This window comes from Butyricimonas sp. BSD2780061689_150309_C8, assembly GCF_015560935.1.
Classification (GTDB): domain Bacteria; phylum Bacteroidota; class Bacteroidia; order Bacteroidales; family Marinifilaceae; genus Butyricimonas; species Butyricimonas paravirosa.
This window is the reverse complement of record NZ_JADMSV010000036.1, coordinates 1-26,647: the sequence shown is the minus strand read 5'-3', so window position 1 is coordinate 26,647 and position 26,647 is coordinate 1. Positions and strand designations below refer to the sequence as shown.

At 45.7% G+C, this 26,647-nt stretch carries 24 protein-coding genes and 1 tRNA gene; 8 read left to right on the top strand and 17 right to left on the bottom strand.

Features of this window, described 5'->3' with window-relative positions; genetic code table 11:
• Positions 1 to 2: 2 nt before the first annotated feature.
• The 4 genes from I2I33_RS18920 to sufB all read right to left on the bottom strand — a co-directional run bounded on the left by I2I33_RS18920 (position 3) and on the right by sufB (position 4,951).
• Complete coding sequence (locus I2I33_RS18920) at positions 3 to 1,223, bottom strand: aminotransferase class V-fold PLP-dependent enzyme (RefSeq protein WP_087421660.1); 1,221 nt, start codon at positions 1,221 to 1,223, stop codon at positions 3 to 5.
• Between the two features lie 3 nt (positions 1,224 to 1,226).
• Positions 1,227 to 2,588 carry a Fe-S cluster assembly protein SufD gene (sufD, locus tag I2I33_RS18915; protein WP_087421659.1) on the bottom strand — a complete coding sequence of 454 codons (1,362 nt, stop codon included), beginning with the start codon at positions 2,586 to 2,588 and terminating at the stop codon, positions 1,227 to 1,229.
• 6 nt (positions 2,589 to 2,594) lie between these two features.
• Positions 2,595 to 3,359: a Fe-S cluster assembly ATPase SufC gene (sufC, locus tag I2I33_RS18910; RefSeq protein ID WP_087421658.1), complete on the bottom strand. Its 765-nt coding sequence runs from the start codon at positions 3,357 to 3,359 to the stop codon at positions 2,595 to 2,597.
• Between the two features lie 146 nt (positions 3,360 to 3,505).
• Positions 3,506 to 4,951: a Fe-S cluster assembly protein SufB gene (gene sufB / locus I2I33_RS18905; protein ID WP_087421657.1), complete on the bottom strand. Its 1,446-nt coding sequence runs from the start codon at positions 4,949 to 4,951 to the stop codon at positions 3,506 to 3,508.
• A 256-nt stretch (positions 4,952 to 5,207) separates the two neighbouring features.
• Between sufB and thiL the strand changes: the two genes are divergently transcribed.
• Positions 5,208 to 6,260: a thiamine-phosphate kinase gene (thiL, locus tag I2I33_RS18900; protein WP_087421656.1), complete on the top strand. Its 1,053-nt coding sequence runs from the start codon at positions 5,208 to 5,210 to the stop codon at positions 6,258 to 6,260.
• Between the two features lie 9 nt (positions 6,261 to 6,269).
• Positions 6,270 to 6,872, top strand: coding sequence for a hypothetical protein (locus tag I2I33_RS18895; protein WP_087421655.1), 603 nt, complete (start codon positions 6,270 to 6,272; stop codon positions 6,870 to 6,872).
• A gap of 45 nt (positions 6,873 to 6,917) precedes the next feature.
• On the opposite strand, the gene I2I33_RS18890 is transcribed toward I2I33_RS18895, so the two are convergent.
• Positions 6,918 to 7,223, bottom strand: a complete 306-nt coding sequence (locus tag I2I33_RS18890) for an RNA recognition motif domain-containing protein (protein ID WP_087421891.1) — start codon at positions 7,221 to 7,223, stop codon at positions 6,918 to 6,920.
• Between the two features lie 315 nt (positions 7,224 to 7,538).
• On the opposite strand from I2I33_RS18890, the gene I2I33_RS18885 reads away from it, so the two are divergent.
• A tRNA-Phe gene (locus I2I33_RS18885) sits at positions 7,539 to 7,611 on the top strand.
• Between the two features lie 77 nt (positions 7,612 to 7,688).
• On the opposite strand, the gene I2I33_RS20385 is transcribed toward I2I33_RS18885, so the two are convergent.
• The 5 genes from I2I33_RS20385 to I2I33_RS18865 form a co-directional block, all read right to left on the bottom strand.
• On the bottom strand, positions 7,689 to 7,847 hold the full coding sequence (locus tag I2I33_RS20385) for a hypothetical protein (RefSeq protein ID WP_229128383.1): 159 nt from the start codon (positions 7,845 to 7,847) through the stop codon (positions 7,689 to 7,691).
• A 246-nt stretch (positions 7,848 to 8,093) separates the two neighbouring features.
• A complete protein-coding gene (locus I2I33_RS18880) occupies positions 8,094 to 8,951 on the bottom strand; it encodes a GNAT family N-acetyltransferase (RefSeq protein ID WP_087421654.1) in 858 nt (285 codons plus the stop codon).
• Positions 8,952 to 9,000: 49 nt separating this feature from the next.
• Positions 9,001 to 9,453 carry a DUF2867 domain-containing protein gene (locus I2I33_RS18875; RefSeq protein ID WP_087421653.1) on the bottom strand — a complete coding sequence of 151 codons (453 nt, stop codon included), beginning with the start codon at positions 9,451 to 9,453 and terminating at the stop codon, positions 9,001 to 9,003.
• A 24-nt stretch (positions 9,454 to 9,477) separates the two neighbouring features.
• Entirely contained in the window at positions 9,478 to 9,927 is a 450-nt protein-coding gene (locus I2I33_RS18870) for a GNAT family N-acetyltransferase (RefSeq protein WP_087421890.1), read from the bottom strand.
• A gap of 28 nt (positions 9,928 to 9,955) precedes the next feature.
• Positions 9,956 to 10,861 (bottom strand): helix-turn-helix domain-containing protein, encoded by a 906-nt coding sequence (locus tag I2I33_RS18865; RefSeq protein WP_087421652.1) that lies wholly within the window; start codon positions 10,859 to 10,861, stop codon positions 9,956 to 9,958.
• A gap of 158 nt (positions 10,862 to 11,019) precedes the next feature.
• On the opposite strand from I2I33_RS18865, the gene I2I33_RS18860 reads away from it, so the two are divergent.
• From I2I33_RS18860 to I2I33_RS18840, 5 genes are read left to right on the top strand one after another with little or no spacing between them, the layout of a single operon-like run.
• The gene (locus I2I33_RS18860; protein WP_087421651.1) at positions 11,020 to 12,273 is read left to right on the top strand and encodes a TolC family protein; all 1,254 of its coding nucleotides are present in this window, start codon (positions 11,020 to 11,022) and stop codon (positions 12,271 to 12,273) included.
• Positions 12,274 to 12,328: 55 nt separating this feature from the next.
• Positions 12,329 to 13,222, top strand: coding sequence for an HlyD family secretion protein (locus I2I33_RS18855; RefSeq protein WP_087421650.1), 894 nt, complete (start codon positions 12,329 to 12,331; stop codon positions 13,220 to 13,222).
• 2 nt (positions 13,223 to 13,224) lie between these two features.
• Entirely contained in the window at positions 13,225 to 14,685 is a 1,461-nt protein-coding gene (locus I2I33_RS18850; RefSeq protein ID WP_087421649.1) for an ATP-binding cassette domain-containing protein, read from the top strand.
• 11 nt (positions 14,686 to 14,696) lie between these two features.
• The gene (locus I2I33_RS18845; protein ID WP_087421648.1) at positions 14,697 to 15,797 is read left to right on the top strand and encodes an ABC transporter permease; all 1,101 of its coding nucleotides are present in this window, start codon (positions 14,697 to 14,699) and stop codon (positions 15,795 to 15,797) included.
• 15 nt (positions 15,798 to 15,812) lie between these two features.
• Entirely contained in the window at positions 15,813 to 16,871 is a 1,059-nt protein-coding gene (locus tag I2I33_RS18840) for an ABC transporter permease (RefSeq protein WP_162613837.1), read from the top strand.
• A 40-nt stretch (positions 16,872 to 16,911) separates the two neighbouring features.
• On the opposite strand, the gene I2I33_RS18835 is transcribed toward I2I33_RS18840, so the two are convergent.
• From I2I33_RS18835 to I2I33_RS18805, 7 genes are all read right to left on the bottom strand, one after another.
• Positions 16,912 to 18,270 (bottom strand): MATE family efflux transporter, encoded by a 1,359-nt coding sequence (locus I2I33_RS18835; RefSeq protein ID WP_087421646.1) that lies wholly within the window; start codon positions 18,268 to 18,270, stop codon positions 16,912 to 16,914.
• 145 nt (positions 18,271 to 18,415) lie between these two features.
• Positions 18,416 to 19,378: a nucleotidyl transferase AbiEii/AbiGii toxin family protein gene (locus I2I33_RS18830; RefSeq protein WP_087421645.1), complete on the bottom strand. Its 963-nt coding sequence runs from the start codon at positions 19,376 to 19,378 to the stop codon at positions 18,416 to 18,418.
• The gene (locus I2I33_RS18825; RefSeq protein ID WP_087421889.1) at positions 19,375 to 20,100 is read right to left on the bottom strand and encodes a DUF6088 family protein; all 726 of its coding nucleotides are present in this window, start codon (positions 20,098 to 20,100) and stop codon (positions 19,375 to 19,377) included. The genes I2I33_RS18830 and I2I33_RS18825 overlap by 4 nt, the downstream gene beginning before the upstream one ends.
• 105 nt (positions 20,101 to 20,205) lie before the next feature.
• Positions 20,206 to 21,816 carry a PKD-like family lipoprotein gene (locus tag I2I33_RS18820; RefSeq protein ID WP_087421644.1) on the bottom strand — a complete coding sequence of 537 codons (1,611 nt, stop codon included), beginning with the start codon at positions 21,814 to 21,816 and terminating at the stop codon, positions 20,206 to 20,208.
• A gap of 17 nt (positions 21,817 to 21,833) precedes the next feature.
• A complete protein-coding gene (locus I2I33_RS18815; RefSeq protein WP_087421643.1) occupies positions 21,834 to 22,667 on the bottom strand; it encodes a DUF4843 domain-containing protein in 834 nt (277 codons plus the stop codon).
• A gap of 11 nt (positions 22,668 to 22,678) precedes the next feature.
• Positions 22,679 to 24,154, bottom strand: a complete 1,476-nt coding sequence (locus I2I33_RS18810) for a RagB/SusD family nutrient uptake outer membrane protein (RefSeq protein ID WP_162613822.1) — start codon at positions 24,152 to 24,154, stop codon at positions 22,679 to 22,681.
• Between the two features lie 69 nt (positions 24,155 to 24,223).
• Positions 24,224 to 26,647, bottom strand: a 2,424-nt coding sequence (locus I2I33_RS18805; RefSeq protein WP_195666872.1) for a SusC/RagA family TonB-linked outer membrane protein, incomplete at its 5' end; no start/stop codon positions are given.

Sequence of the window (26,647 nt, the reverse complement as noted above, 5' to 3'; positions counted from 1 at the left end):
TCTTATAATTTGAAAATCTTTTCTATCTTTCTTAACCCTTCACAGAAAACATCAATTTCTTCCCGGGTGTTATACATGGCTATGGAGGCGCGAGCCATTCCCTGTACCCCGTAATGTTGCATCACGGGTTCCGCACACAATTGTCCCGTACGTATGGCAATCCCCATCTTATCCAACAAAGTACCCAAATCAAAAGGATGTATGCCCTCGATTCCGAACGAGATCACGGAAGACTTATTCGCGGCATCCCCGTATAAGATAATGCCCGGAACTTCCCGAACCTGTCTCATGGCATAATCCATCAGACCATGTTCATATTCGGCAATCTCTTGTAAACCGATACTTTTCACGTACTCCAAGGCCTCACCTAAACCGACAACCCCGATAAAATCCGGAGTTCCTGCCTCGAATTTAAAAGGCAATTCGTTGTAAGTCGTTTTCTCGAAACGAACTTCCTTGATCATTTCTCCCCCGCCCTGCCAAGGTGGCATCTGTTCCAACAGGCTACGCTTTCCATACAGGACACCAACTCCCGTGGGCCCGTACACCTTATGCCCCGAAAAAGCGAAAAAGTCACAATCCAATGCCCGCACGTCAACCGGGATATGCTGGATAGCCTGAGCTCCGTCAACCAAAGCGTATGCTCCCAAAGCGTGTGCCGCGTCAATCATCTCCTTCACCGGATTCACCGTACCCAACACGTTAGAAACATAAGCCACACATACCAATCTTACCCGCTCATTCAAAAGCCCCCGGAACACCTCCATGTCCAGCTCACCCTTATCATTAAAAGGCACCACTTTCAACACGGCCTTCTTGCGTTCACACAGCATTTGCCAGGGAACAATATTGGCGTGGTGTTCCATTTCCGTCACGATGATCTCGTCACCTTCCCGGATAAAAGCCTCCCCGAAAGTGTAAGCCACGAGATTGATACTCTCGGTCGTTCCCCGGGTAAATATCACCTCATCCGTGGACTCCGCGTTGATAAACTCTCTCACGGTTTCCCGGGCTTGTTCATTGGCATCCGTACATTTATTACTCAGATAATGCACTCCCCGATGCACGTTGGAATTGTAACGTAAATAATATTCCGTCATCTTTTCCACCACTCGCAAAGGTCGCTGGGTTGTTGCCCCGTTATCCAGGTAAACCAACGGTTTGCCATAAATCTTTTCCTCCAGTATCGGGAAATCCTTTCTAATCCGATTGACGTCAAACATAATTTATTTCTTACAATGCATCACGCAATTGTGACACTTGGTTAATTCTCCTCTTAATCGTTTATCCACCAAACTATCAATCTCTTCCCGGAGCGGCTCAAGTTTCACCCGTCCGACAATCTCATGCGCAAAACCGAACATCATCATCATTCGAGCCTCTGCCTCCCCGATCCCGCGGGAACGAAGATAGAACATTGCCTCCTCGTCGATCTGTCCGACCGTAGCCCCGTGACTACACTTCACGTCGTCGGCATCAATCACCAGCTGGGGTTTCGTGTTCACTTGAGCCGTATCCGTCAATAATAGATTATTGTTTGCTTGATAGGCCTCCGTTTTTTGAGCATCGGGACGCACGACGATCCGTCCGGCAAAATTAGCCAGTGCCGCATCGTCCAACACACCTTTGAAATGTTGATTACTTGTACAATGAGGTGCAATATGGTCAATAAAGGTGAAGTTGTCCACCTGTTGTTTTTTATCCGACAAATACATCCCGTAAAGATTACTCTCGCATCCTTCTTCCGTCAAAGCGGCAAAAAGATTGTTGCGAATGAACCCGCCATATAGGGTAATCACGTTTGCATCATACCGGGAATTGCGTTTCTGGGAAACGAACACGCTGTTTATCTGGGAAGCCTCGATATGTTGATTCTGAACATGGTAGTATTCAAAAGCCGCATTCTCCCCGACAACCACTTCCGTGGTATTATTCGATAAAAAGCTATCATCGGAAAGCGTGTGGTCACAAACCAGAATCGTCGCCTTAGCATCACGTCCCAAGATTACCATGTTCCTCTGGAACGACATCAAGTCCGCATTCGCCCGCATCAGGTTCACAATCTGTAACGGACGCTCCATCACCACCCGATCCGGAACATACACGAATACCCCGTCTTGGGCAAATGCCGTGTTCAGTGCCACTAATCCATCCGCATCTGCCGGTTTCGTGTACTGATTATAATGTTTTTCAAATAACTCTTTATACTTCACGCTAGCCTCTGCCATGCTGCAAATCACCACGCCTTCGGGAATTTCTGGTACTACATTCTCCTGCACGAACCAACCGTTGATCGTCAAAATCAGATTGGTGTCCAAATTCGGCACGTGACATTTGAATATCTCGCCCAGTTCCACGCCTTGCTTGATATTTTTCAGCACCACCTTATAATCCCGGTCAAACACCGGTAAGGTATCCGCGTAAAGATAATCCTCCGTTTTATAGGGGATTCCTCCCAAGGCCTCGAAACGTTGAAACGCCTCCTCCCGGTGTCGGTTCATCACGTCACCGCATCCTTCCTGCAGTAACCGTTGTCCCTCCCGAAACAGAGTCGCGAAATCATTATTTATCTTTTCTAATCTTTCCATCTTCCATTACTTACCGGACTCAACTTCCTGTTTAATCCAATCATAACCATACTTCTCTAACTCCAAGACCAACTCTTTTCCAGCCGTCTTCACGATGCGCCCGTCATACAACACGTGTACAACATCCGGCACGATGTAATCCAACAAACGCTGGTAATGAGTGATCACGATAGTAGAGTTATCCGGTCGTTTCAGCTTGTTCACCCCGCTGGCAACAATACGTAACGCATCAATGTCCAAACCGGAATCCGTTTCGTCCAGAATAGCCAGTTTCGGTTCCAACACTGCCATCTGGAATATCTCGTTCTTTTTCTTCTCCCCGCCGGAAAAACCTTCATTCAGAGAACGGTTCAACAAACGACTGTCAATGTTCACCATCTCCATTTTCTCTCGGATCATTTTCAGAAACTCGCTTGCCGGGTAAGGAGGTAATCCCTTATACTTACGTTGCTCGTTTACCGCGGTCTTCAAGAAATTAACGGTACTCACACCCGGAATCTCTACCGGGTACTGGAAACTTAGGAATATCCCTTCCCTTGCCCGGTCTTCTGCCGGAAGTTCCAACAGATTCTTCCCGTTAAACCAAACTTCCCCTTCCGTCACCTCGAAACACTCCCGTCCCGTAAGCACGGCCGACAAAGTACTCTTCCCTGCCCCGTTCGGTCCCATAATCGCGTGAACCTCCCCGGCATTCACCTCCAAATCAATCCCTTTCAATATTTCTTTTCCGTCTATCGCAGCATGTAAGTTTTTTATCTTTAGTAAACCCATTTTATTTTAGATTTTAAATTTAGATTTCAGATTCCAAGCCCTCGAACCGCCTCCATTCCAAAATCATAAATCATAATTCATAAATCGATAAATCTATAAACTTTTAGCTCTTAGCTTTTAACTTTTAGTTTTTAGCTTTTAGTTTCCTATCCCACGCTTCCCGCCAAACTGATTTGCAACAGTTTTTGTGCCTCGACAGCAAATTCCATCGGCATTTTATTGATCACGTCTCCGGCATATCCTTTGATGATCAAACCAATGGCATCTTCTGTTGAAATTCCTCGCTGGTTACAATAGAATATCTGGTCTTCCCCAATCTTGGAGGTTGTAGCCTCGTGTTCCACCTGTGCCGTAGGATTTGCCACTTCCAAATAAGGGAAGGTGTGAGCCCCGCATTTATCTCCCAATAACAAAGAATCGCATTGTGAAAAATTCCGGGCATTCTTACAATTTTTCACCACCTTCACCCGGCCCCGGTAAGAGTTGGAACTATATCCCGCTGAAATACCTTTCGATACGATCCGGCTACGAGTGTTATTTCCGATATGGATCATCTTGGTTCCCGTGTCTGCCTGTTGGTAATTATTAGTCACGGCCACGGAGTAAAACTCGCTGACAGACCCGTCTCCCTTCAATATCGTACTTGGATATTTCCAGGTAACCGCAGATCCGGTCTCCACCTGTGCCCAGATCAATTTGGCATTTTCCCCTTTGCAGATGCCCCGTTTGGTCACGAAATTATAGATACCACCTTTCCCGTTTTTATCTCCGGGGTACCAATTTTGCACGGTACTGTATTTCACTTCCGCATTCTTTTCCACCACGATCTCCACGATGGCAGCATGTAACTGATTCTCGTCCCGTTGCGGTGCAGTACATCCTTCCAAGTAGCTCACGAAACTCTCCTCTTCTGCCACGATCAAAGTACGTTCAAACTGTCCAGTATTTGCCGCGTTGATCCGGAAATAAGTGGACAACTCCATCGGGCAACGAACCCCTTTCGGGATGTAAACAAACGATCCGTCACTAAACACGGCCGAATTTAACGCAGCAAAGAAATTATCAGCATAGGGGACAACCGAACCCAGATAACGTTTCACTAAATCCGGGTGATTCTTCACGGCCTCGGAGAACGAGCAAAAGATCACTCCCCGCTCTGCCAGCGTCTCCTTGAACGTGGTCTTCACGGACACACTATCCATCACGGCATCCACTGCCACCCCGGATAACGCTTTTTGTTCGTCCAAAGGAATACCCAATTTGTCAAACGTCGCTTTCAACTCGGGATCGACCTCATCCCACGATTTCTTTACCTCCTGTTTCGGGGCTGCGTAGTACACGATGTCCTGATAATCAATCGGAGGAATCTCCAATTTCGCCCACGTGGGCATTTTCATCGTAAGCCAGTGACGGTAAGCCTTCAAACGGAATTCCAAGAGCCATTCCGGCTCTTCTTTCTTTTGTGAAATCAAGCGGATCACCGATTCATTCAATCCCTTCCCGATCATCTCGGTTTCCACGTCAGAAACAAAACCGTATTTATACTCGCCCTCAGTTACTTCATTCAATATATCGTCTTGTTCTTTAGCCATAACTTTTATACCCTATTATCTCCAATTTATCAATCTGTGCAAAAGTACAAAAAAATATTACCTATCAATCATCTATCAGGTAGATAATATCTATTACGTGATAAATCCCCGTTATGATTCATTCTCTCTTGCGAAATACCTCATCATAAACTTATAACCTGCAAACTTGTAACCTGTAACGTGGCGTAGCCACATTATCATTTGCTCGATTCATCAATTTAGCGTATTTTTGTTTTCGATATATAAGAACTGAAACATGAGTGAAAACAAACCATTGACGAAACTATCCACGTTAGGGGAATTCGGCTTGATCCGCCACCTGACACAAGATATAAAATTAAAAAACGAATCTTCATTGAAAGGAGTCGGCGACGATGCGGCCGTACTCGATTACAAGGACAAAAAAGTACTGGTCAGCACGGATATGCTGATCGAAGGAGTACATTTCGATCTGGCCTATGCCCCGTTGAAACATCTAGGGTACAAGGCTGTAGCGACAAACGCCAGCGACATATACGCCATGAACGGAACTCCCCGGCAGATCACAGTTTCTCTTGCTGTTTCCAACCGTTTCTCCTTGGAAGCGGTCGATGAATTGTACGAGGGCATTTATCTTGCCTGCGACCACTACGGGATTGATCTCGTGGGCGGTGACACGACCTCTTCCCAAACGGGAATGTGTATCAGTATCACGGTGATCGGAGAGGCTGACGAGGAAGATATTGTTTATCGCAATACCGCACGGGAAAATGACCTGATTTGTGTCAGTGGGAATTTGGGTGCCGCTTACATGGGACTTCAGTTGTTGGAGAGAGAAAAAGTCGTGTTCAAGGAAAATCCCAATGCCCAACCGGACTTCTCGGGGTATGAATATATCCTCGAACGCCAGCTAAAACCGGAAGCCAGAATGGATATCATCCAATTACTCAAGGAAAAAGGCATTAAGCCGACTGCCATGATGGACGTTTCCGACGGGCTTTCATCCGAGGTATTGCACATCTGCCATGATTCCGGCCTCGGTTGCAACATCTACGAGGAAAAGATTCCGATTGATTACCAGACTTTCAAAATGGCCGAGGAGCTTAACATGAATGCCACGGTATGCGCTCTTTCCGGGGGAGAGGATTATGAACTCTTGTTCACCACGCCACTGGATGCCTACGATAAACTGATTACCATGGAAGAGATCAGTATCATCGGACATACTTGTGCCAAAAGCGAAGGTTATAATTTAATCACGAAGGACGGTAATTCATTCGAGCTGAAAGCCCAAGGCTGGATAAACTTTAACCCGTCCGAAGAAAAATAACAGACCACCATGAACAAACTGGAAAACATACTTGACGAATCTTTACTACACAGTGCCAGCGGGGACCGGAAGGCCCTCCGCCTGTTACTAAAGAAAGTCATTCCCGATCGTTTTCATTATTACCATGAAAGCCGGGATATCACCCGCCAGGAGGAATACGCCGATTTGTTATACAAGATTCTCCTACTTGAACTGGATGAAGAAGAAGAGGAAAGCATCGAGCTGGCAGAACTTGCTTATCTGGGCATCAGCGAGTGTATCTCGTCAGCCCCGGCACACATCTACGAGTGCCTCAAAAAGCGTATCATCCTGATGCACTATTTCGCGGACTATTTCACGGATAGCCTAATCGAAGTCTTCTTGAAAAAATACCGGGAGAACAACCTGTTGGAAGCCCGAAATCTAGCCTTGGAATCCATCGAACGGATGCAATTGTTCGATATTTTCTTGATAGAACAGAATTTCGATGACCGTATCGACCGGGATGAACAATTGACAGATGTCTGCAACGGCATAGAACTCGCTCCCAACCTCACGGACGAAGAACTGACGGAAGCACAATTAATGCACCAAGTGTTATACGCTTATTTGAAAGCGAAGTACCGAAAATGATACAAAAAAACAGAGAGCTTTTTCAAACTCTCTGTTTTCTCATTCTTAACGATTCGAATTAAATCTTCTTTCTCTTGGGAATCTTTGACCTCTGTCGTCGCCACCTTCTTCTCTGGGTCTAGCCTTTTTCACAACGATTTTTCTTCCTTGGAATTCAGTTTCGTTTAAGGCATTGATCGCATTGAAACCTTCCGTTTCATCTTCCATCTCAACAAAACCAAAACATTTAGAGTTACCAGTTTCTTTGTCCATAATAACTTTGGCTGAAGAAACAGAACCATGCTCTGAGAAAAGAGCTTGTAAGTCCTCACTTGTGGTCGTGGAACTTAACTTTGCAACAAAAATATTCACAATAAAAATAATTAAAATTAATAATACATATAGAAGGGTACGTAGAGGTATATCTTTGGTTTCAACGATAAACAACTATTTATCTTCTAATGCGACAAATATAAGTAATTTCTTAATAATCAAAAATTAATCACGCATTTTTTCTTTATTTTACACCAGATTTATTCCCTTATCATAGATATTGAATCACAGCCTGTTTTCATCAATTCGATTTCATATTCATCATTTTTTTTACATTTCCCTCCACTTTTTCTCCCTAAACGCTTGCGATTTCAAAAATTTTCCCTACTTTTGCACCCGTTAAACAATAACGATGGTGCCATAGCTCAGTTGGTAGAGCAAAGGACTGAAAATCCTTGTGTCCCCGGTTCGATTCCTGGTGGCACCACTGAAAATGAGAGAGTTACAAAAGTAGCTCTCTTTTCTTTTACCCTCAAAAATGCCATTTTTAGCCCAATATTTAAACTACGGGTAAACCAATTTGTCAACCAGAATGTCAACCAATATTTTGATTTCATCCCTTAACGATACAGCAAAAATATAAACAACATCTACCCATACCATAGGCTTACAAATAACCGATTCTTCATTTTTGTTTGCAAGTTGTCTTTTTGTTGACTCCATACACCTTTTCCCGGTAAACGTTATTTTTACTTATATTCTATTAAAATGGCGGCTATTAGTGGGCGATAAGGCGGCGACAAGGCGGCGAGAGCGCCTAACTGTCGCCTAATAGTCGCCCAACAACCAAGCAATTTCCATGATTTACCCTAGGCCCCCCCTTTCAATCCGATAAAAAAGGGATTCATAGCGAGTAACTTGATAAAGAATTACCTTAAGAATTATCTACCTACGATACGGTTACTGTGCCTACAACTTTTTTATCATCTCGAATTGTTTTCCTGTCGGTTCAATATTCTTCGAGCGCAGAAAAGCAGGTATAGAATCACAAGTAAGGTCAGTATTTAGAATCTTTATGGAACCTAATTTATTCATTTCAAGCATCTTTTGAAATAACAAAGAACCGATGCCTTTGTGACGATACGCCTTGTCAACAGCAATCTGGGTAACATCCCCGGACACGGGTTCGAAAACCCCGTACCCAACCAATCTGTTTTCAATGAAAACCCCCAAGCAAACGAAAGTATCAGCCGCCCTACCTATCGCCTCCAAACTATTCTGCCAAGACGGCTTGAAATCCCAGAAATCAGAGACCGAAACGTGATCCTCGATCCGAATAACCTGTAACGTGTAAGGAATATCAACGTGTACCTTGTTTCGAACCTGTCTGGTCTCCGCCCTAAAATAATAAAATTCCCGCGTCACCTGGAAACCGATCTTTCGATAAACGGAAACCGCCCCTGCATTATGTTGCAACACTTCCAACAAGTATTCTTTAATTCCGGCCTCCTTCAAATAAGGAATGGAGACCTCAAACACCCGTGTTGCCAACCCGGTTCCCCGGTAATCTTTCAATGTTCCGGTTCCCGTGTCGTATGCCGTCCGAGTCCCGTTGAAATCCCCGATCCCATTACAAGTAAACGAAACGATCTTATCCCTATCAAATGCGGCAAAAGAAAGTTCCGGATCAAAACCTCGTCGTTTCAGCATGGCCTGTAACTCCGCACGATTCAATTGCATCTCATACTCGGCAAAAGCCTGCCGGAACGCCTCGAACAACTCATCAAAACTCGTATCTTTCAAAGATTTAATTCTAATATCTACCATATTATTTATCATTAGCACATTTTGTAAAAAGATCCAAAATAGAGGGACATCACTCTTTTATTAATACCCGTTTCGAGACCCGTGGGACAATCACCCGATGAAATGGTTTGATAAAGAAAAAATAGACTTTCCCTATCCGGTTGTGATATTTCACCCACGTGGAGATTTCCGTGGTCTGCCTGCCTCCTTCTTCCGGGCAAATAAATACCGAAACGTAAAAAAGTAAATGACTATCATCCATTCGCATGATCGCCTCCCGTTCATTTTCTTCCACGATCAGGTTCTTTACCTGTGGAGCTCTCGTTTCGATCCCGAAAGGTTTCACGAGAAAGGCCCGGAATTTGTACAAAGCCCTGAGCCACGCAGGATTATACGAGAATATTCTTGTAATAATCTCCGCCGGAGACAACCCGTTCACGTCGGTTTGTACCGAAAATGTGTCATGGTAATCCACCGGAAGATATTTTTCAATCAGTCGACCCGTTTCGTTCGTATCATTCATTGATGTGACATTATAAATAGAAATTCAAACTTCGATCTCGTAAATCCGGGAGTTCTCGCCCCACGGATGGTATCCCTGCCCGATATAGCGGAACCCGTATTTCTCGTAATACCCCACGTGTTCCGTTGAAAGGTACATGCGGCTGAATCCCGCCTTACGGGTATCTTCTTTCGCTTTTTCAATCAACAACACGGCATAAGCATTTCCCCGGTACGCCTCCTCGATATACAAGGCACAAAGCCAAGGATACAGGTCCATCCGGCTGATAAAATCATTCGTGATCAAGCCGGCACATCCCATGATACCCCCCTCTTTTTCCAACAGATACCATTGTGGTAGAACATCCTCACTCCCCACGGCATGAGTGATACAATCCTCGTATATTTCCGGGGCTACTTCCGTCCACTTGCTGGGGAAATATTTTATGGCGACCTCTTTATATTCCGGGTTTTCCCGTACGGATATTACTCTCATCATCAATTCATATTTTAATTATTATACATTACTTTCCTGCCCGGTATTCATTGGGCGTTTTCCCGGTCATGCGGTGGAAAAACTTACTGAAAAAAGAGGGATTGGGAAAATTCAACTCGTCGGCAATCTGGTACACCAATTTATCACTATGGAGCAACTGAATTTTAACCTCCTGGATAACCGCCTCGTTGATCCAGTCCATCACCGTGTGATCACTAACCTGCCGGATCAAGGTATTCAAATAACGGGGAGTCAGGTACAAACGATCCGCGTAGAAAGCCACGTTACGCTCACGGATCGCGTACTTATTCACCAAGCTGAGAAATCGGTTAAACACTTCTTCTTGGCGGGTATATTTCGCATGTCCGACGGAATGACCGTTTTGTTGTAAATAGGCTATTTGATGAAACAGGGTTGAAATCAGACTTTGCACCGTACCTTTAGGAAAAGGAACATCATGTACCACTTCCCACAGCAAAGAAAAAATAGTCTCCAAACGTCGCTCAATCACCTCGTTCAACGACAGCCACAAGTAAAGCCGCCCTTGGAGATAAGCCATCAATTGCTCCTCTTTCTGCCAGCCTTCCATGAAACTATTGGCAATTCCCACCATCGACAATTCACAATCCGGAGACATTTCCACGAACTCGGCCACAGTGCCAGGAGACGCCACCACCATTTGATGAGCCTTTATGGTCAGATCGTGCAAATTGGCCCGAATCCGAACATACCCGGAACGCAGATGCACGATACGCCCTTCCGTCAATCGATAAGGTTGTCCGAAAACGATCAGAGAACTGTTCAAATCCCTCATTCCAACCACGGAACGGACAATAACAAACTCCTCTGAAATGAAACGATAATCGTTACAAGGTTGTATGGGCCAAGCCTGCACCTGTTTCAAGGCTAAATTCAATAATCCGTTTTGTTTCATAAGACATGACGATTTCCTACAAAGATAATATTTTACCCGAAATACAAACAAAAAATCGCATTTTTCGAACAAATAGAACATTCACCACTACTAATGGAGCCTTAATATATTCATCCGTCATGTACCTTTGTCGTAGAAATAATTAAAAACATAAATATATGATACGAACCTTTTTTCTGATCCTGTTTGCCAGCCTGGTGCTACAAGCCTCCGGGCAACTTACCCTCGAAGGATGTCGGCAAAAGGCCCAAGACCATTACCCGCTTGCCCGTCAGTACAAACTGATCGAGTTGTCGGAAAGTTACAGTCTTGCCAATGCCGCCAAGGGTAACCTTCCCCAGATCAGCCTCAGCGGGAAAGCCTCTTATCAAAGTGATGTCACGCAAATCCCTTTCGACATCCCCGAACTTTCCATCAAGGGCTTGCCTAAAGACCAGTACCAAATTATGCTGGAAGTGAAACAGAACCTCTGGGACGGTGGGCATATCCGGTCGCAAAAGCAACAAACAAAAGCCACATCTCAAGAGGCCGAGAGCCAGTTAGACGTGAATATGTATGCATTAAATGAACGGGTGAATCAAGTTTACTTTGGTATTCTTTTGCTAGACGAACAATTGGAACAAAACACACTATTAAATGAAGAACTGCAACGCAATTTGAAAAACGTTATGGCTTACCGGGATAACGGTATCGCCAACGATGCTGATGTCGATGCCGTGCAGGTTGAAATTCTCAACACGCAACAACAACGGGTCAGCCTGGAATCCAACCGGGCCGCCTACCTACGTATGCTCGCCCTTCTCATCGGGGAAAATTTGGCAACAGACACGCAACTGGTAAAACCAATCGTCCCACAAGGTAATAGTTCTGACATGATCAACCGCCCGGAACTATCCCTGTATACCGCCCAGGAAAACAGTATCAACGTGAAGGAGCAAGCCTTAAAAACCGGCTATCGTCCCCAGCTCGGCCTGTTTGCACAAGGCGCTTACGGTAATCCGGGGTTAAATATGCTGAAGAACTCGTTTGAACCCTACTATATTGTAGGCGCACGACTAAGTTGGAATTTCGGTAGCCTGTACACCTTGAAAAACGACAAGCGCAAATTCACGACCGAACGACAACGCATCCAAAGTAACCGGGATTTATTCTTGTTCAACACCCATCTGCAACTGGCAGAACAACAAGGTGTCATCACCGCCCTGCAAAAACAGATGAAAACGGATAACGAGATCATCCGCCTCCGCACCAATATCCGTAAGTCTGCCGAGGCGAAAGTAGCCAACGGCACGTTGACCGTGACCGAGATGCTACGGGAACTGACGAATGAAAATCTGGCCCGGCAGAACAAGGCCCTGCACGAGATTCAGTTACTCATGGACATGTATCAACAAAAACATCTCACCAATTAACCCGGTGTGAAGATTAAAAAGTACAATACGAACAAATTTACAAACACTCAAGTATATGAAAACTCTAAATATGATCCTCATGGCGGTAATCTCAACTCTTCTGCCCGCCTGTAATTCAGAAAAAGAATATGACGCTACCGGGACATTCGAGGCCACGGAAATCATCGTGTCCTCCGAGGCCAGTGGTAAACTTTTTTACCTGAACGCCGAAGAAGGAACACGGTTATCCCAAGGAACGGAAATCGGGCTAGTCGATACCGTACAACTCTACCTGAAGAAATTACAACTGCAAGCCAGCATGAAATCAGTTGACAAGCAACGTCCCGATATACGTAAACAGATTGCTGCCATACAGGAACAAATCGCAACAGCGAAACGAGAACGGGCCCGCGTGGCAAATTTGCTGAAAGCCAATGCCGCTAATCAAAAGCAACTGGACGACTGGGACTCTCAGTTAACCGTGCTGCAACGTCAACTCGATGCACAAGTTTCCTCCTTGCAGAACAGTACCGCCAGTCTGAATGAACAGAGTTCTTCCGTGGCAATACAAGTGGCCCAAGTGGAAGACCAACTACAAAAGTGCCACATTCTCGCCCCTATCAACGGAACGATTCTTGCCAAATACGCGGAACCCGGAGAATTGGCCTCCGTCGGAAAACCTCTTTTCAAAATCGCTGACATCGAGAATATGTACCTACGGGCATACATCACCTCTTCCCAACTCGCCACGGTCAAGTTGAACGACCCGGTAAAAGTCTTCGCAGACTTCGGTAACGGGGAGAAAAAAGAATATAACGGCACGGTGACTTGGATCGCCGACGAGGCGGAGTTCACCCCGAAGACCATACTGACTGATGACGAGCGGGCCAACCAGGTTTACGCCGTGAAAATAGCGGTCCGCAATGACGGAACTATCAAAATAGGTATGTACGGAGAAGTAAAATTCTGATTATGGAATATCTTATCGAAACGAGCCACCTCGGAAAGCGATACGGTGACGTACAAGCCCTGCATGATGTCTCTTTTCAAGTCGGGCGAGGGGAATTGTTCGGGCTTATCGGCCCGGACGGTTCCGGAAAGTCCACGCTTTTTCGTATTCTCACGACCTTGCTGGTTGCGGATGAAGGAGAGGCTCGAGTGAATGGCAATGATGTCGTCACGGGCTATAAACAGATCAGACAGAGCATTGGTTATATGCCCGGAAAATTCTCTCTCTATCAAGACTTGACGGTAGAAGAAAACTTGAATTTCTTTGCCACGGTTTTCAATACCACGGTAGAGGCTCACTACGACCAAATTAAAGAAATTTACGATCAGATTGCCCCTTTTAAAGACCGACGGGCCGGGGCTTTGTCGGGCGGGATGAAACAAAAACTCGCCTTATGTTGCGCTTTAATTCACAATCCGGAAGTTCTTTTCCTTGACGAACCGACCACCGGAGTCGATCCCGTGTCACGTAAAGAATTCTGGCAAATGCTCCATCGCTTGCAGGAACGAGGAATCACGATTGTCGTCTCCACCCCTTTCATGGATGAAGCACGGCAATGTGACCGTATCGTTTTTTTACAACACGGCCACATTCAGGGAATCGATACCCCGGTAGTTATTCTGGAAAGATTCAAAGATATACTTTGCCCTCCCGGACTGGAACATGACACATCTCACCAAGAGGTACAAACCGTTATCCGAGTCGAACAACTGGTCAAGACATTCGGGAACTTTACGGCCGTTGACCATATCTCGTTCGAGGTCAAACGAGGGGAAATATTCGGTTTCTTGGGAGCCAATGGTGCCGGGAAGACAACCGCCATGCGGATTCTCTGCGGGTTGAGTCGTCCCTCTTCCGGGAAAGCCGAAGTGATGGGCTACGATGTACGCACTCAAAGCGAGGATATAAAGAAACACATCGGTTACATGAGTCAGAAATTCTCGCTCTATGAAGACCTGAAAGTATGGGAAAACGTCCGGTTATTTGCCGGTATATACGGGGTACCAGAATCGGAAATCGCTCCCCGGACGGAAGAGATGCTGAAACGCATCGGGTTACACGATGAACGGGAAACTCTCGTGCGGGAACTCCCTCTGGGCTGGAAACAGCGACTGGCATTCTCCGTGTCCATCTTTCACAACCCGCAACTGGTATTTCTTGACGAACCGACCGGGGGTGTCGATCCGGCTACCCGACGGCAATTCTGGCAATTGATTTATCAAGCAGCCGACCGGGGTATCACCATTTTCGTCACCACCCACTACATGGACGAGGCCGAATATTGCGACCGCATCTCCATGATGGTCGACGGGCAAATCAAGGCTCTGGACTCCCCGGAAGGACTAAAGGCCCGTTTCCATGCCGCTAACATGGACGAAGTATTCCACCAACTGGCTCGTAATGCCACCCGTTCATCCGATTAATCGTACCGCTTATGAAACAGTTTATCGCTTTTGTCAAAAAAGAATTCCACCATATCCTACGAGACCGACGCACCATGCTGATCCTTATCGGGATGCCTATCGTGCAGATCATCCTGTTCGGATTCGCCATATCCACGGAAGTAAGGAACGTGCAGACAGCCATTCTCACGTCGTCCGTAAACTCGGACACCCGCCATATTATCGATCGTCTGGATGCCAGCGAGTACTTCACTGTGAAATACGTGGTTCATACCAACGAGGAACTGAACCAGCTCTTCCGCAAAGGAAAGATCGAGCTGGGGATTGCCTTCCCCCGGGAACTGCAAAGGCAACGATTCGATTCGGAAAGCATACAAATTATAGCTGATGCCACCGATCCCAATCTGGCAATCACCCGCGGTAGTTATGCCAACGGAATTATCGCCACGGCCGCGGCAGAACTCCGGCAAGCGGGTATCCAACACCCCTCGATTGTCATGCACACAAAATTGCTCTACAACCCGCAGATGCGAAGTGCCTATAATTTCGTACCGGGTGTCATGGGACTGATTCTCATGCTGATTTGTGCCATGATGACTTCCATCTCTATTGTCCGGGAAAAGGAAACCGGGACGATGGAAATACTACTGGTCTCCCCCATGAATTCCTTGTTTGTCATTCTCTCGAAAGCCGTACCTTATTTCGTACTTTCCATATTGAACCTGACAACCATTCTACTCCTGTCATTCTTCGTGCTGGATGTCCCGATCGCGGGAAGTCTCACGGCTCTGGTAGGTGTGTCACTCGTATTCATCTTTGTGTCGCTCGCCCTCGGATTGTTGATTTCCAACGTAACGCAGACACAAGTTGCTGCCATGCTGGCCTCCGGAATGGTGTTGATGCTCCCCACGATTATTCTATCGGGGATAATCTTCCCGATCGAGAGTATGCCCGGCATATTACAGGGCATTTCATGTTTCATCCCGGCACGCTGGTATGTCAGCATCGTCCGCAGAATCATGATCGAGGGAGTTCCGTTCATGTACGTGTGGAAGGAAACCGCAATACTACTTTTCATGGCCGTGGTACTCATCGGGATCACGACCCGCACATTCAAAAACCGTTTAGAGTAAGGAGGAATAATCATGATATTACGTTACCTGATCGAAAAAGAGTTCAAGCAATTAAAACGCAACAGTTTTCTACCCCGTCTTATCCTGATGTTTCCCGTTATGATGATGCTCGTCATGCCTTGGGCAGCCACGCTGGAAATTGAAGACCTGCGCATTGCTATTATAGACAACGACCACAGCCCCTCATCTCAAAGGCTGGTTCACCAAATCGAAGCATCACGCTATTTCCAGTTAACCGAAACCCCGGTAACCTATAAAGAGGGTATGGTTGCTATTGAAAAAGATGAGGCCGACATTATCCTGGAGATTCCGAGGGGTTTCGAGAAGGAACAGGCCAACGGACGCCCGGCATCAACGCTCGTGGCAGTCAATGCCGTCAACGGGACAAAAGGCGGTTTGGGGAGTTCTTACCTCTCTCAGATATTGTCACCTCAAAGTGTATCGACTTCCGTAAGATACCAGTTTAACCCGCATCTGAACTATAAAGTATTCATGGTTCCGGCACTCATGACCATGGTGTTAGTCATGCTCTGCGGCTTCCTTCCCGCCTTGAACGTGGTGGGAGAAAAGGAAGTCGGCACGATCGAGCAGATTAACGTGACTCCCGTCAGCCGTTTCGCATTCACGCTGTCCAAACTCATTCCCTATTGGCTGATCGGGTTTCTCGTGCTTAACTTGTGTATCGGTTTGGCCTGGCTTATATATGGAATTGTTCCCGTCGGTAGCCTATTCACCATCTATCTGGCAACACTGGTTTTCATTCTCGTTGTTTCGGGATTGGGGTTGATCATCTCTAACCATTCGGCCACCATGCAGCAAGCCATGTTTGTCATGTGGTTTTGTATGCTGATTTTTATCTTGATGAGCGGTTTATTCACCCCCATCAGTAGTATGCCAACGTGGGCGCAATGCATCACTTATGCCAATCCTCTACGCTATTTCATGGAAATCATGCGTATGGTTTACCTGAAAGGAAGTAGCATCGGTGACATCATGTCCCAACTTTGCACGCTGGGAGCATTTGCCACCGGGTTATATTGCTGGGCGATTTATAGTTACAGGAAACAACAATAGTATGTTCCCGTAACCCGGCCTCGTATGGTTTTCCGATTGATTAACACGAAGTCACCACGTTTACTACCATTCGATTTTTGTTCCGGGTGTATCGCATATACCAAATGCAAATCAGCAAGGAAACGAAAGTCGAGATGGGCGGGGCGAATCCCATGATAAACAAAGAAGACGGGTCGATCAGACTGAACAGATACGAAAGGGGTATTCGTACCAAAAAGGTGGCAATCAGGCTGTGAATCATCGGGAACACGGAATTTCCTTGTCCGCTGAAGTAGGAATTGATACAGAACACGAAACTCACCAGCACACAGTCAATACTATAACCGCGCAAATATTCCGCCGCCACGGCAACAACCGCCGGATCGTTCGTGAATATTCCCGTCAAGGTTTCCGGCAGGAATTGCGAGTATATGCAAACTGATAGCCCGAAGACCAATGCCATCCCGATACCCGAATAAAGACAACGATTCATACGAGAGATTAATTTCGCCCCGTAATTCTGTGCCGTCATCGTAGCTACCGCCGAGGATATGGCCATCGGGGGCAACATGGCAAATACAATGATTTTCTCAACAACGCCTAAAGAGGCCGACGCAATCACTCCCATCTGGTTCACGATTACAGTGATCAAGAGAAAGGAGACATTAATCAAAGCATCTTGCAAAGCAATGGGAGCCCCCAAGGTCACGATCTTTTTCGAAAGAATACGATCCAAGCGAATATCATGTCTCGAGAACTCGAAACGAAAGCCTTTCCGGTAGAGAAACCATAACGCCGTGGCGAAACTGATTCCTTGTGACGAGATGGTCGCTATGGCAGCCCCCGCCGCCCGCATACCGCAATACCCGACCAGGATGAAATCAAGCACAATATTAATCACGCAGGCTAATCCCACGAAATAGAGAGGTGTTTTGGAATCGCCCAGTCCGCGGAGAATACCACAAATGACGTTATAGCCCATGATGAAAGGAATTCCAATGGAACAGATCAAAATGTAATGTTTCGTGTCACGCATCGCTTCCACGGGTGTATGCATTAGCGAAGCTATCGCTCCATGACTCAGAGTCATAACCAATGTAAGCGATATACCCAACAAGGCAAACAACCAAATAGATGAACCGATTGTTGAGGCCACCTGTCGATCGTCCCTCGCTCCCGTGGCAATAGCAATCAACACCGTCGTCCCCGTCGTGAGCCCAAGAATGATTCCCGTGATGGTCTGCATCACCTGACTACCAATAGCAACTGCGGCAACGCTGGCCGCATCATCATATTGTCCCACGACAAATAAATCCGCACCACCATATAACGCTTGAAGAACATTCGCAATTAAAAACGGGACTGCAAACTGAAGTAATACCTTTGGCACCCGGCCTTGTGTCAAATCCAACTCTTTCATTTATCGTTCTCGCACTTTAAGAATCACGGCTCCCCGTGATCTGTTTTACAATATATTGCACACCAAATACAATTAGCGGGTGCAAATGTAGGACAAATAAACCACGATAAAAAATAAGTCCGGGATAGTTATTCTTTTTATCTATTTATACCAATTTATCTCTTAATTCATTTACAAATTTATTGATACTCCTTCTCACCTTGTCTGACTCAGGAATCAAGCTATAAGCCAATGCATTCAGCTCTCTTTCATAAAGTCCGCTTAACTCCTCCCACAATTCTCCAAACGTATTTAATAAAGGAGCTTCACTTATTAAACAATTTTTCCATCTCTCAGGGAAGTCAAATGTCTCCTTATCATGTTTTATCAACTCTCGCAGATCGTTTATAAAATCACGTTCTACATATTCCATACATTCCACATCATTCAATAAGAAATAAATGTCATAGAAATGACGGATTTTACTACTCAATCCCTCCACAGGATTCTCCATAAAAGAAAAGCGTAACAATGAAACAACTTTCTCGCATAACGTCCGCCTTTTATCCAAGATATTTAGTTCGAATGGATACAGGTCATATTCTTCAATTAAAGATTGCATTTCAGTTTCTTCCAAATAGGACGTGATAAAACTCTTTATCTGTCGTTTCACGTAAGGGTAAGGATTTGCAAAAGAATTAATTTCAACAATGACACGATTTGCGACAAAGGTATATAGAGGAGCATTTACCAATGGCGGGTACTGATACAATGCTTTACGGTAGCGTGAGCCTTTACTTGTCAGTCCTAATACATCTTGCTCCTGCAATCCTTGTGTCATTTCCTTACACACCTTAGAAATAAGCGTTTTTATTTGGTTACCGCTTAATTTACCTGTAAGTACTGCCACATCGACATCTTCCGAGAATCTATTTATCAGACCATACCCCTTGGATAATGAAGTTCCACCTTTAAACACCGTGTTTCCCGCATAAACACTACGGGAAAGTTGTTGCAATATTTTACTAATCCAATAATCCTTTTCAATATAAACCGGTGCTATATGATAATATTCCGATGCGGCTCTTATTGCATCGGCCAACAACTCCGGCTGCTGATCTAATCTCATTCAATCCTCCATTTCCTTATTTCGGGTAACACGTCCTCGTTAATCCCTATTTTGTAAGAGGTCAGCGGATTTAACGTATTCCATAACGCTGATACATTGGGTGTACCATGAATATTTTCAACCATCGCACCCAGTAAAGCTCGAACCATCGGTGGGTATTTCTCTGCAAGTACAAGTAATTTACTAATCTCTTTTTTATCCAGGTCCCGGATAATCATCACAAGACGTTTACACGACTGGTCGATCGTTGCATCCGGAATTTCCTTAATAAACCGAATAGCATCCAATAATTGTAGTAACGGAATATTCTCTTTCGTTATAGGATTAGTTTGCAATACAAAACTAATTGTAAACAACCCTCTTTGTTTCTTGTTCTTACGTGTGTTCGTACCGATTTGAATAATATTCGGCACTTGCGTGGTCAATCCCAAACGATTAAATACGGAATAGCCCGTCAGGTAGCCTATAATTTCTCCATCTTTTACAAGTAAGTCTTTTACAAACTCTTCTTGTCTAGGTTTCAACATGCCAAAAACACTCCTTTTCGGTTTATAAAAACGTCCTTTTGAGATTTTGACAATAACCCCCTCACTCACCAAACGATTTAGCATTTTAATCACACTTTCACTCCGTTCTGCAGGTAAATTAAGATCCTGATATGTGAAAACGTAATCAGGCTGAAAATTTTCGACAAGTTTTCGAACCTCTCTTGTTACAATCATAAATTTACTCATCTGTTTTACAGAGGTAAAGATAATAAATATTCCAGTTTTTACGCCACAAAACTGGAATATTTATAAATAAATTACATTTTGATTTGCTACTACTTACCGTCGTTCACGATACACCACATCCCGAATCTTCGCAAAACCGCTATACTCGATCCTTTTCGTCACGCTGTTATTCACCCCATCCACCGGGTAAAATCCCAATCTACCACCATTGTTATCCGGTGCCGCAGCATTATAAGAGCCTACCATCAGTTCATACTGCCGGGCCATAAATTCCTCCGACTGGTTGTTCAGATCTTTCAATGAACATTGCCTGTACAGGTTAAATTTCAGCATCGTAACCGTCTCGTTTTCCCCTAAAGCAATATTATTCACCGGGTAAGTCGTGTTTGTTCCCAAGTTATGCAGATATATCTTATTTCCCACTGCATAGAACATATAAGGGAATTGAGAATGGAATGCAAAGAGCGTCGCCTTATCAAAATCGGGAGCATTCAAATCCTCGTACTTCGATTCCGGAACATACCCGTTACCAGACATGTTGATACCGTAAATACAACGTTTCCCCACAGCATCCTGTAAGATTGCGTATACCAATCCGTTGGAATAACGGGTACTCTCCATGTACACCAAATCCATTCCCGTTTTAAATGTAAACAAAGCCCCATCCTTATCCCGGATAGGATTCAATACCTGCATCAAAAAGTCTACATATCCTTGTTTCCATCCCATAAAACGCTGGTTATCCACATCATAGAAAATAGCCGCTTTCCCATTTCCGGGACGAGCCATGCTTACCCCGATGTACGGGGCAACCCGGTAAGTCGGTGCTTCTCCCCGGGCGGAAGTATTGATCGGTTTCTCGAAAGCAGCCCCGGGGGTACTCAATACCTGCGCGTAGGCATTTCCGGCATCCGTTACGCAAAGACAGGCCAATGCAGCCGAGGCATTACTACTATTCACCGTGTTATAATACACGACATGCTCATCAGTCGGAGGAATAATGAAATCCACGTTATTCATATTCCAAGATTCATCTGTTTTGAACGTTTCCTTGTTCAATTTATACGTTCCCTCTTCCGACATCACGTAGATCACGTCATCCGGATTCGCCAGTCGGGTTGGATAGAAACCGATCCCTCTCGCGTGTTTCACCTCCGGGAATCCCAAGGGTGCCAACACATTGTAAGCCGGAATAACCCGTTCCGCGGAGATCACCGAAATCATATCCATACGCACCCGTTCCTGTTCACCCTCGTTACACAACACCATCCATCCCTCGTAAGTCGGGGAAGACACTTTAATATCAAAAGTGGTCGACGTCTGTACCCCCGAACGCTTGTCTGTCACGGCAAACCACCCGACATACGTATCGGCCGCAAAAGCCGCCAGCGTGTCCAAATTTAAGGTTTTCGAAGGATTCAAATCCACCCACTTCTGCCCGGCAACCATCGTTCCCCCGGATTTCTTCTCGATCTTATACGAGAACTCGAAATTGCCATTATCCTCCTTCACCTCTCCATCCAAAGAAGAGATCACTTTCGGGGTCACAATGATACGATCGGAATTCCCCAACACCTCGATCACCTCCGGGACATTCTCTATCGTTATATCCGCCATATCACGGTAATCATAGTTTCCCTTATCGTCAAAACAGCCACAAAGAGAAACACCAAACAAAAACAGTATCATACGATTTATTTTCATAACATCACTTTTTAATATTATTCATACCGGGAATAATCCACCGCGTAATCCGGGTGAAGCTGCATATATTTCCCATCCGAGTCCAGTACCGGAGTTCCGGCATCCGCCTGTTCCTGCAAATACTTTTGAACCATCGTTGCGAAAAAACCACAACGCCCGTATATTATTTTGGCCCCGGTTCCTCCTGCACTATTCCAATCTGACATGGTAAAACCACAAACCGTATTGATAAGCACGAACTTTTTAGGCGTCCACTCTCCGAAATAATCAGTTTCAATAATAGCTCTCCAATACCAAGGAATCGTGTACATTTCACTCAACGTGAAAGAGAATGAATCCCCGTGAATCTGCACTCCCGTGGCCGTGTAGGTATTCATGTTCTTATACTCCGGGAAATAACACTTGAAATACTCGTTATCTTCCAAGCGAAGAGCCAGACGGACCGATTTTTCCATTAAATCATCTGTCCGGAAGAAACGCACGTTGACATCCGCCGTGCTTTCCCCGGCGGGAACCACCACCGTGTCCACGTCAATCTCGTAATGTACTCCCTCTATGGCTGTCGTTCCCTCTTTATCCACGACCACTTTGAAAGGACGGTCATGATCGGCCACCTTCCCCATCGTCCGAACCGTGGCGTTAAGAATCACGTCTTTTATAGAAGCCTGAACGGAAGCGAAAGAAAAGTCCAGTGAATCGATATACACTTCCGTGTTCGTCCCGTAATACCCTTTTATCATTTGGAAATAGATCCCGGTATCATCCGTGGAGAATACCGAAATATCTTTCTTTTCACAAGCACTAAAAGCAATATCCAAGCTTAAAACAAACAATATCATTTTCCATTTCATAACCTTACTATTTAACGATTAGCGATTTCCCCGGAAGGTAGCGGTAACACGTAACGCTCTTCCCGGGCTTCATAAGCATTTGCATCATTCCCGTTTTCATCGCTGAGGAGATGGGCATACAACCGTTTGTACATGAAGAATATCTGTCCTTCACCCATGAACTCCCGCAAATATTCTGTACGCAAACGCTTCATGAAATCTTCATCCGAAACCACGGTTAAGGTGCTCAAACCCCGGCGTTCCCGTATCTTATTCAACCAACCATATTTATCTGCCAGCACGGGTTCACACTCGGCCGCAATATAATACACCTCGCTCAACCGAATCAATGACATGAAAACAGCATAGAAATACTCGGACTCTCCCGCTTGAGTAGGTTTAGCAATCTCCTCGTACTTGATAAAGTCATACCCGCCCTCGCTCTCGTTAGAGGCCGTGCGCCACCACGATTGGAAACGATAATCCTGCGTTTCTTCCGCAAAAAGGTTCGCATTCACGTAATTCTTCCGGGGATGCAGGTAATTCGTTCCCGCCTGTTCCGAACTGAAATAAGTAGTATGAATATCGGCCCGATCTTTTACATAGATTCCTGCCAGCACTTCCGTAGAGAACACCCGGTCCGGATTATCCTGATTCGCCAGCAGTTTATTGGGATCTACGGCCGGGAAATGTTCATCCACCTTCGGATCCGTCAATAACTTACGAGCTACTGCCAAGGCTTTTGTATTTTCACCTGCATACAGGTACCCCCTCGCTTTCAATGCCAACACGGCATAATAATTCATCCGTAACTGGCGATAGCGCAGGTAAACATCCAAATCCCCCTCCTGCGACGCCATCGGTCCGTTTTCTATCACCGGGTCACTATCCGCCAATAAACTCTCGGCCACATCCAAATCCCGTAGAATTTTCTCATGCATCACCGAATCGGCTGTCAATAAAGGTAAGGCTGACACTCTCGATGATTCGTTGTAAGGGATTGACTCCATCTCCGGATGAAGTTTGTAAACCGGACCGAACAAACGTAACATATCAAAATGCAAAAAGGCACGGAGAGCCAGCATTTCTCCTTTCAACATCCGGTATTCAGGAGGCAACAACACGCCATCACTCTTTTCAAGATTATCCAACACCACATTACAATTCAAAATCGTGTTGTAAGCCGCAGTCCACGTGTTCGATAACCCGGTCTGCACCGAAGTCTCCGTGTAATCGAAGGTACACAACGCTGTCAAGTACGTGTTTGATTGTAACGGTGCGTACCGTTTCGAGATCACATCCACCAACTCGTAAGAAAGATTTTTCCCGTAAAGAGCCGTGGATGCCACCTTGTTATATATCCCGTTTACCGCCGTGTAGAATCCTCCTCTCGTCGAAAACAACTGTTCCTCAGACTGTTTATCCTTGGGCTGAACATCCAGAAAATCCGAACATCCTACACCACAAACGAGTACAACCCCGATCCAAATGATATTCCATAATTTCATAACCATTCATCTTTAAAAATTAAACGAAAGCCCTGCCTCCATACTCCGGGCAAAAGGATAGGCAATTCCTCACTCGGACCGAATCGTCGATGCCCGGAACACGTCACGCATGGATGCTTGAATCTTCAAACTACTTAACCCTATTTTTTTGATCCATCCGTCATAGAACTCGTATCCCACGTAAATGGATTCCAAGGTCAACACGTTCTCTTCCTGCACGAAACGGGAAGACATCGAGGTCGTCTCCGCACTGGCAATATCCTTGAAATGCACGATATCCCCCACTTCCTGCCAACGCTCGTACAACGCCCGCTTATCCTGGTTCTTGTTCAGATCATTTCTCGAAATATTTTCCACCTTGTTATAAAGAGCCTCGTTAAACACGTCAGCCCCCATCTGGTAACGGAAATTCAAGCTCACGGAAAATCCTTTCCAGTTCAACGATGAACCGATCACACCCTCCACGTCCGGACGGGTATTCCCGCAGATCACCTCATCATCATACGAGAAATCGTACGTGTAACTCCCGTCCTTGGCATAGAACAATTCCTTCCCGTTCGAGGGATCAATCCCCGCGGACCTTACCGCCCAAATGTCATCCGGGTCTGCCCCGTCATAATACCTCACCGTGTTTTCTCCCTTTCCACTGGCGTTCAACGTGGAGAGCTTGTTCCCAATCTTGTCAATCCGGGTTTTCTGAGTTCGCACGTTCGCCCGCACCATCCACGAGAAACGCTTCTCGAAATTCTGGAAAATATAATAGGATACCGACGCCGTTAATCCCTGTGACACCTGTTCTCCCGCGTTAGTCATGTAAGTCGATGTCCCGGAAGAAAGCGGTGTACTTACCTTAATCAACAACGGGTCGGTCACCTTGTAATAGTAATCTGCCGTCAACGAAAAACGTTTATTAAACAACGTCACGTCGAGACCGATATTCTTATCCACCGTGATTTGCCATTCCAAATCGGGGTTTCCGATCTGCGACAATTCCGCCCCGATTCCGAAGTAGTTCATGGAGCCAAACTGGAACGAGTAAGTCAACAAGGATTGCGCGGAGTCGAAACTCTGGTTCCCCGGATTTCCGATAGAGGCCCGCAGTTTCAATATATTAATCCATGCCACGTGATCCATGATGAACTTCTCTTTGTGCAAGTTCCAGCCCAACCCGACCGACCACGTCGTATTGTATCTCCGGGAAGTACCGAAAACCGATGAACCACTCGTCCGCAAACTGAAATCCATCAAGTAACGATCGTCAAAAGAATACCCCGCATTGAAATAACCGTTCACGGAACGGGAAACCGACTCATAGTATGCAGGAGTCCCGTATTCCGGGTAACCGTTCGAAAAAGAGGGGTAAGAAAAATCTCCGTCCGGGAATCCTACCGCAGAATACCCCTGTGTAAGTGATTTATTGCTGGAAATATTTCCCCCGGCAACCAAGTTAATCCGGTGTTTTCCCAGTACTTTTGCGTACGTGACACTTAACTCCGCCTCAACCTGATTTGTTCGGACGTTATTTGAATGAAACTCTCCCTTTTTAGTAGTTTCCACGTTCTCATATCGGGAGTCATTCCGGGAATAGAACTTCTCCGTGTCATCATTCCCGTAAGTCAATCCCAACCGGGCACGTACCCGCCATTCAGTCGTGGGGAAATATTCCGCCATGAAATAATTGCTCAACAAGAGATTACTCCCCTTATCCCGACTATTTTGGCTCGCGTTCCACAGCGGGTTCGAAGCCTTGAAGTAATCATTATATTCCAACCATTTATCCACCGTTCCCTCGTCATTATATTTTTTGTAATAAGGATTCGCAGCAGCATACGCACTGAATGCCACGATCGGGTTCTTGAAATGAGTTGAGGTCAACGAGAATTTGTTAGAGAACTGGAATTTCGACATCCGGTAAATCAAGTCGATATTGCCACTGACCACATCCCGCTCCGACTTTTCCATCACCCCGGAAATCCCGTTATACCCCGCTCCCAAACCGAACAGGAAATTCCCTTCACCTCCCTGCACGTAGAGTGAATGTTTCTGGTTCACTCCCACACGTAAAGGTTCTGCCAACCAGTACGTGTTTACACCGCTTTCGATTCCCTTCAATTTCTCGTTATACAAACGGGTCAATTCCACCTCGTTCGTCGTGGACCAAGTCGTGGGGTCGTACCTTCCCGCCAATCGTTCAAATTCCAGTTTTTCCCTTGAATTCATCAAGTTATAACTCGATAAATCGGGCATCGAGAGATTCATGTTTCCGGTATAGCTCACCTGTAACTTCCCCGCTTCCGGTTTCACCGTTTCCACCACGATCACCCCGTTTGCCGCTTTTGAACCGTAAATTGCCGTCGACGCGGCGTCTTTCAAGATCGTGATCGACGCCACCCGGTTTATATCCAAATCATTAATGGCTGCCAACGTTGACTCGAAACCATCCAGGATAAACAACGGCTGGTTCGGGTCGGCATCCAGCTCGTCCCGCAATCC

What these genes read in the sequence shown, in the direction of transcription:
- I2I33_RS18860 (WP_087421651.1), top strand. Translation starts at nt 11,020, where the DNA reads ATGATACGAACCTTTTTTCTGATCCTGTTTGCCAGCCTGGTGCTACAA.
- I2I33_RS18880 (WP_087421654.1), bottom strand. Translation starts at nt 8,951, where the DNA reads ATGGTAGATATTAGAATTAAATCTTTGAAAGATACGAGTTTTGATGAG.
- I2I33_RS18845 (WP_087421648.1), top strand. Translation starts at nt 14,697, where the DNA reads ATGAAACAGTTTATCGCTTTTGTCAAAAAAGAATTCCACCATATCCTA.
- sufB (WP_087421657.1), bottom strand. Translation starts at nt 4,951, where the DNA reads ATGGCTAAAGAACAAGACGATATATTGAATGAAGTAACTGAGGGCGAG.
- I2I33_RS18895 (WP_087421655.1), top strand. Translation starts at nt 6,270, where the DNA reads ATGAACAAACTGGAAAACATACTTGACGAATCTTTACTACACAGTGCC.
- sufD (WP_087421659.1), bottom strand. Translation starts at nt 2,588, where the DNA reads ATGGAAAGATTAGAAAAGATAAATAATGATTTCGCGACTCTGTTTCGG.
- sufC (WP_087421658.1), bottom strand. Translation starts at nt 3,359, where the DNA reads ATGGGTTTACTAAAGATAAAAAACTTACATGCTGCGATAGACGGAAAA.
- I2I33_RS18875 (WP_087421653.1), bottom strand. Translation starts at nt 9,453, where the DNA reads ATGAATGATACGAACGAAACGGGTCGACTGATTGAAAAATATCTTCCG.
- I2I33_RS18865 (WP_087421652.1), bottom strand. Translation starts at nt 10,861, where the DNA reads ATGAAACAAAACGGATTATTGAATTTAGCCTTGAAACAGGTGCAGGCT.
- I2I33_RS18855 (WP_087421650.1), top strand. Translation starts at nt 12,329, where the DNA reads ATGAAAACTCTAAATATGATCCTCATGGCGGTAATCTCAACTCTTCTG.
- I2I33_RS18815 (WP_087421643.1), bottom strand. Translation starts at nt 22,667, where the DNA reads ATGAAATGGAAAATGATATTGTTTGTTTTAAGCTTGGATATTGCTTTT.
- I2I33_RS18870 (WP_087421890.1), bottom strand. Translation starts at nt 9,927, where the DNA reads ATGAGAGTAATATCCGTACGGGAAAACCCGGAATATAAAGAGGTCGCC.
- thiL (WP_087421656.1), top strand. Translation starts at nt 5,208, where the DNA reads ATGAGTGAAAACAAACCATTGACGAAACTATCCACGTTAGGGGAATTC.
- I2I33_RS18835 (WP_087421646.1), bottom strand. Translation starts at nt 18,270, where the DNA reads ATGAAAGAGTTGGATTTGACACAAGGCCGGGTGCCAAAGGTATTACTT.
- I2I33_RS18820 (WP_087421644.1), bottom strand. Translation starts at nt 21,816, where the DNA reads ATGAAAATAAATCGTATGATACTGTTTTTGTTTGGTGTTTCTCTTTGT.
- I2I33_RS20385 (WP_229128383.1), bottom strand. Translation starts at nt 7,847, where the DNA reads ATGGAGTCAACAAAAAGACAACTTGCAAACAAAAATGAAGAATCGGTT.
- I2I33_RS18810 (WP_162613822.1), bottom strand. Translation starts at nt 24,154, where the DNA reads ATGAAATTATGGAATATCATTTGGATCGGGGTTGTACTCGTTTGTGGT.
- I2I33_RS18920 (WP_087421660.1), bottom strand. Translation starts at nt 1,223, where the DNA reads ATGTTTGACGTCAATCGGATTAGAAAGGATTTCCCGATACTGGAGGAA.
- I2I33_RS18825 (WP_087421889.1), bottom strand. Translation starts at nt 20,100, where the DNA reads ATGATTGTAACAAGAGAGGTTCGAAAACTTGTCGAAAATTTTCAGCCT.
- I2I33_RS18830 (WP_087421645.1), bottom strand. Translation starts at nt 19,378, where the DNA reads ATGAGATTAGATCAGCAGCCGGAGTTGTTGGCCGATGCAATAAGAGCC.
- I2I33_RS18850 (WP_087421649.1), top strand. Translation starts at nt 13,225, where the DNA reads ATGGAATATCTTATCGAAACGAGCCACCTCGGAAAGCGATACGGTGAC.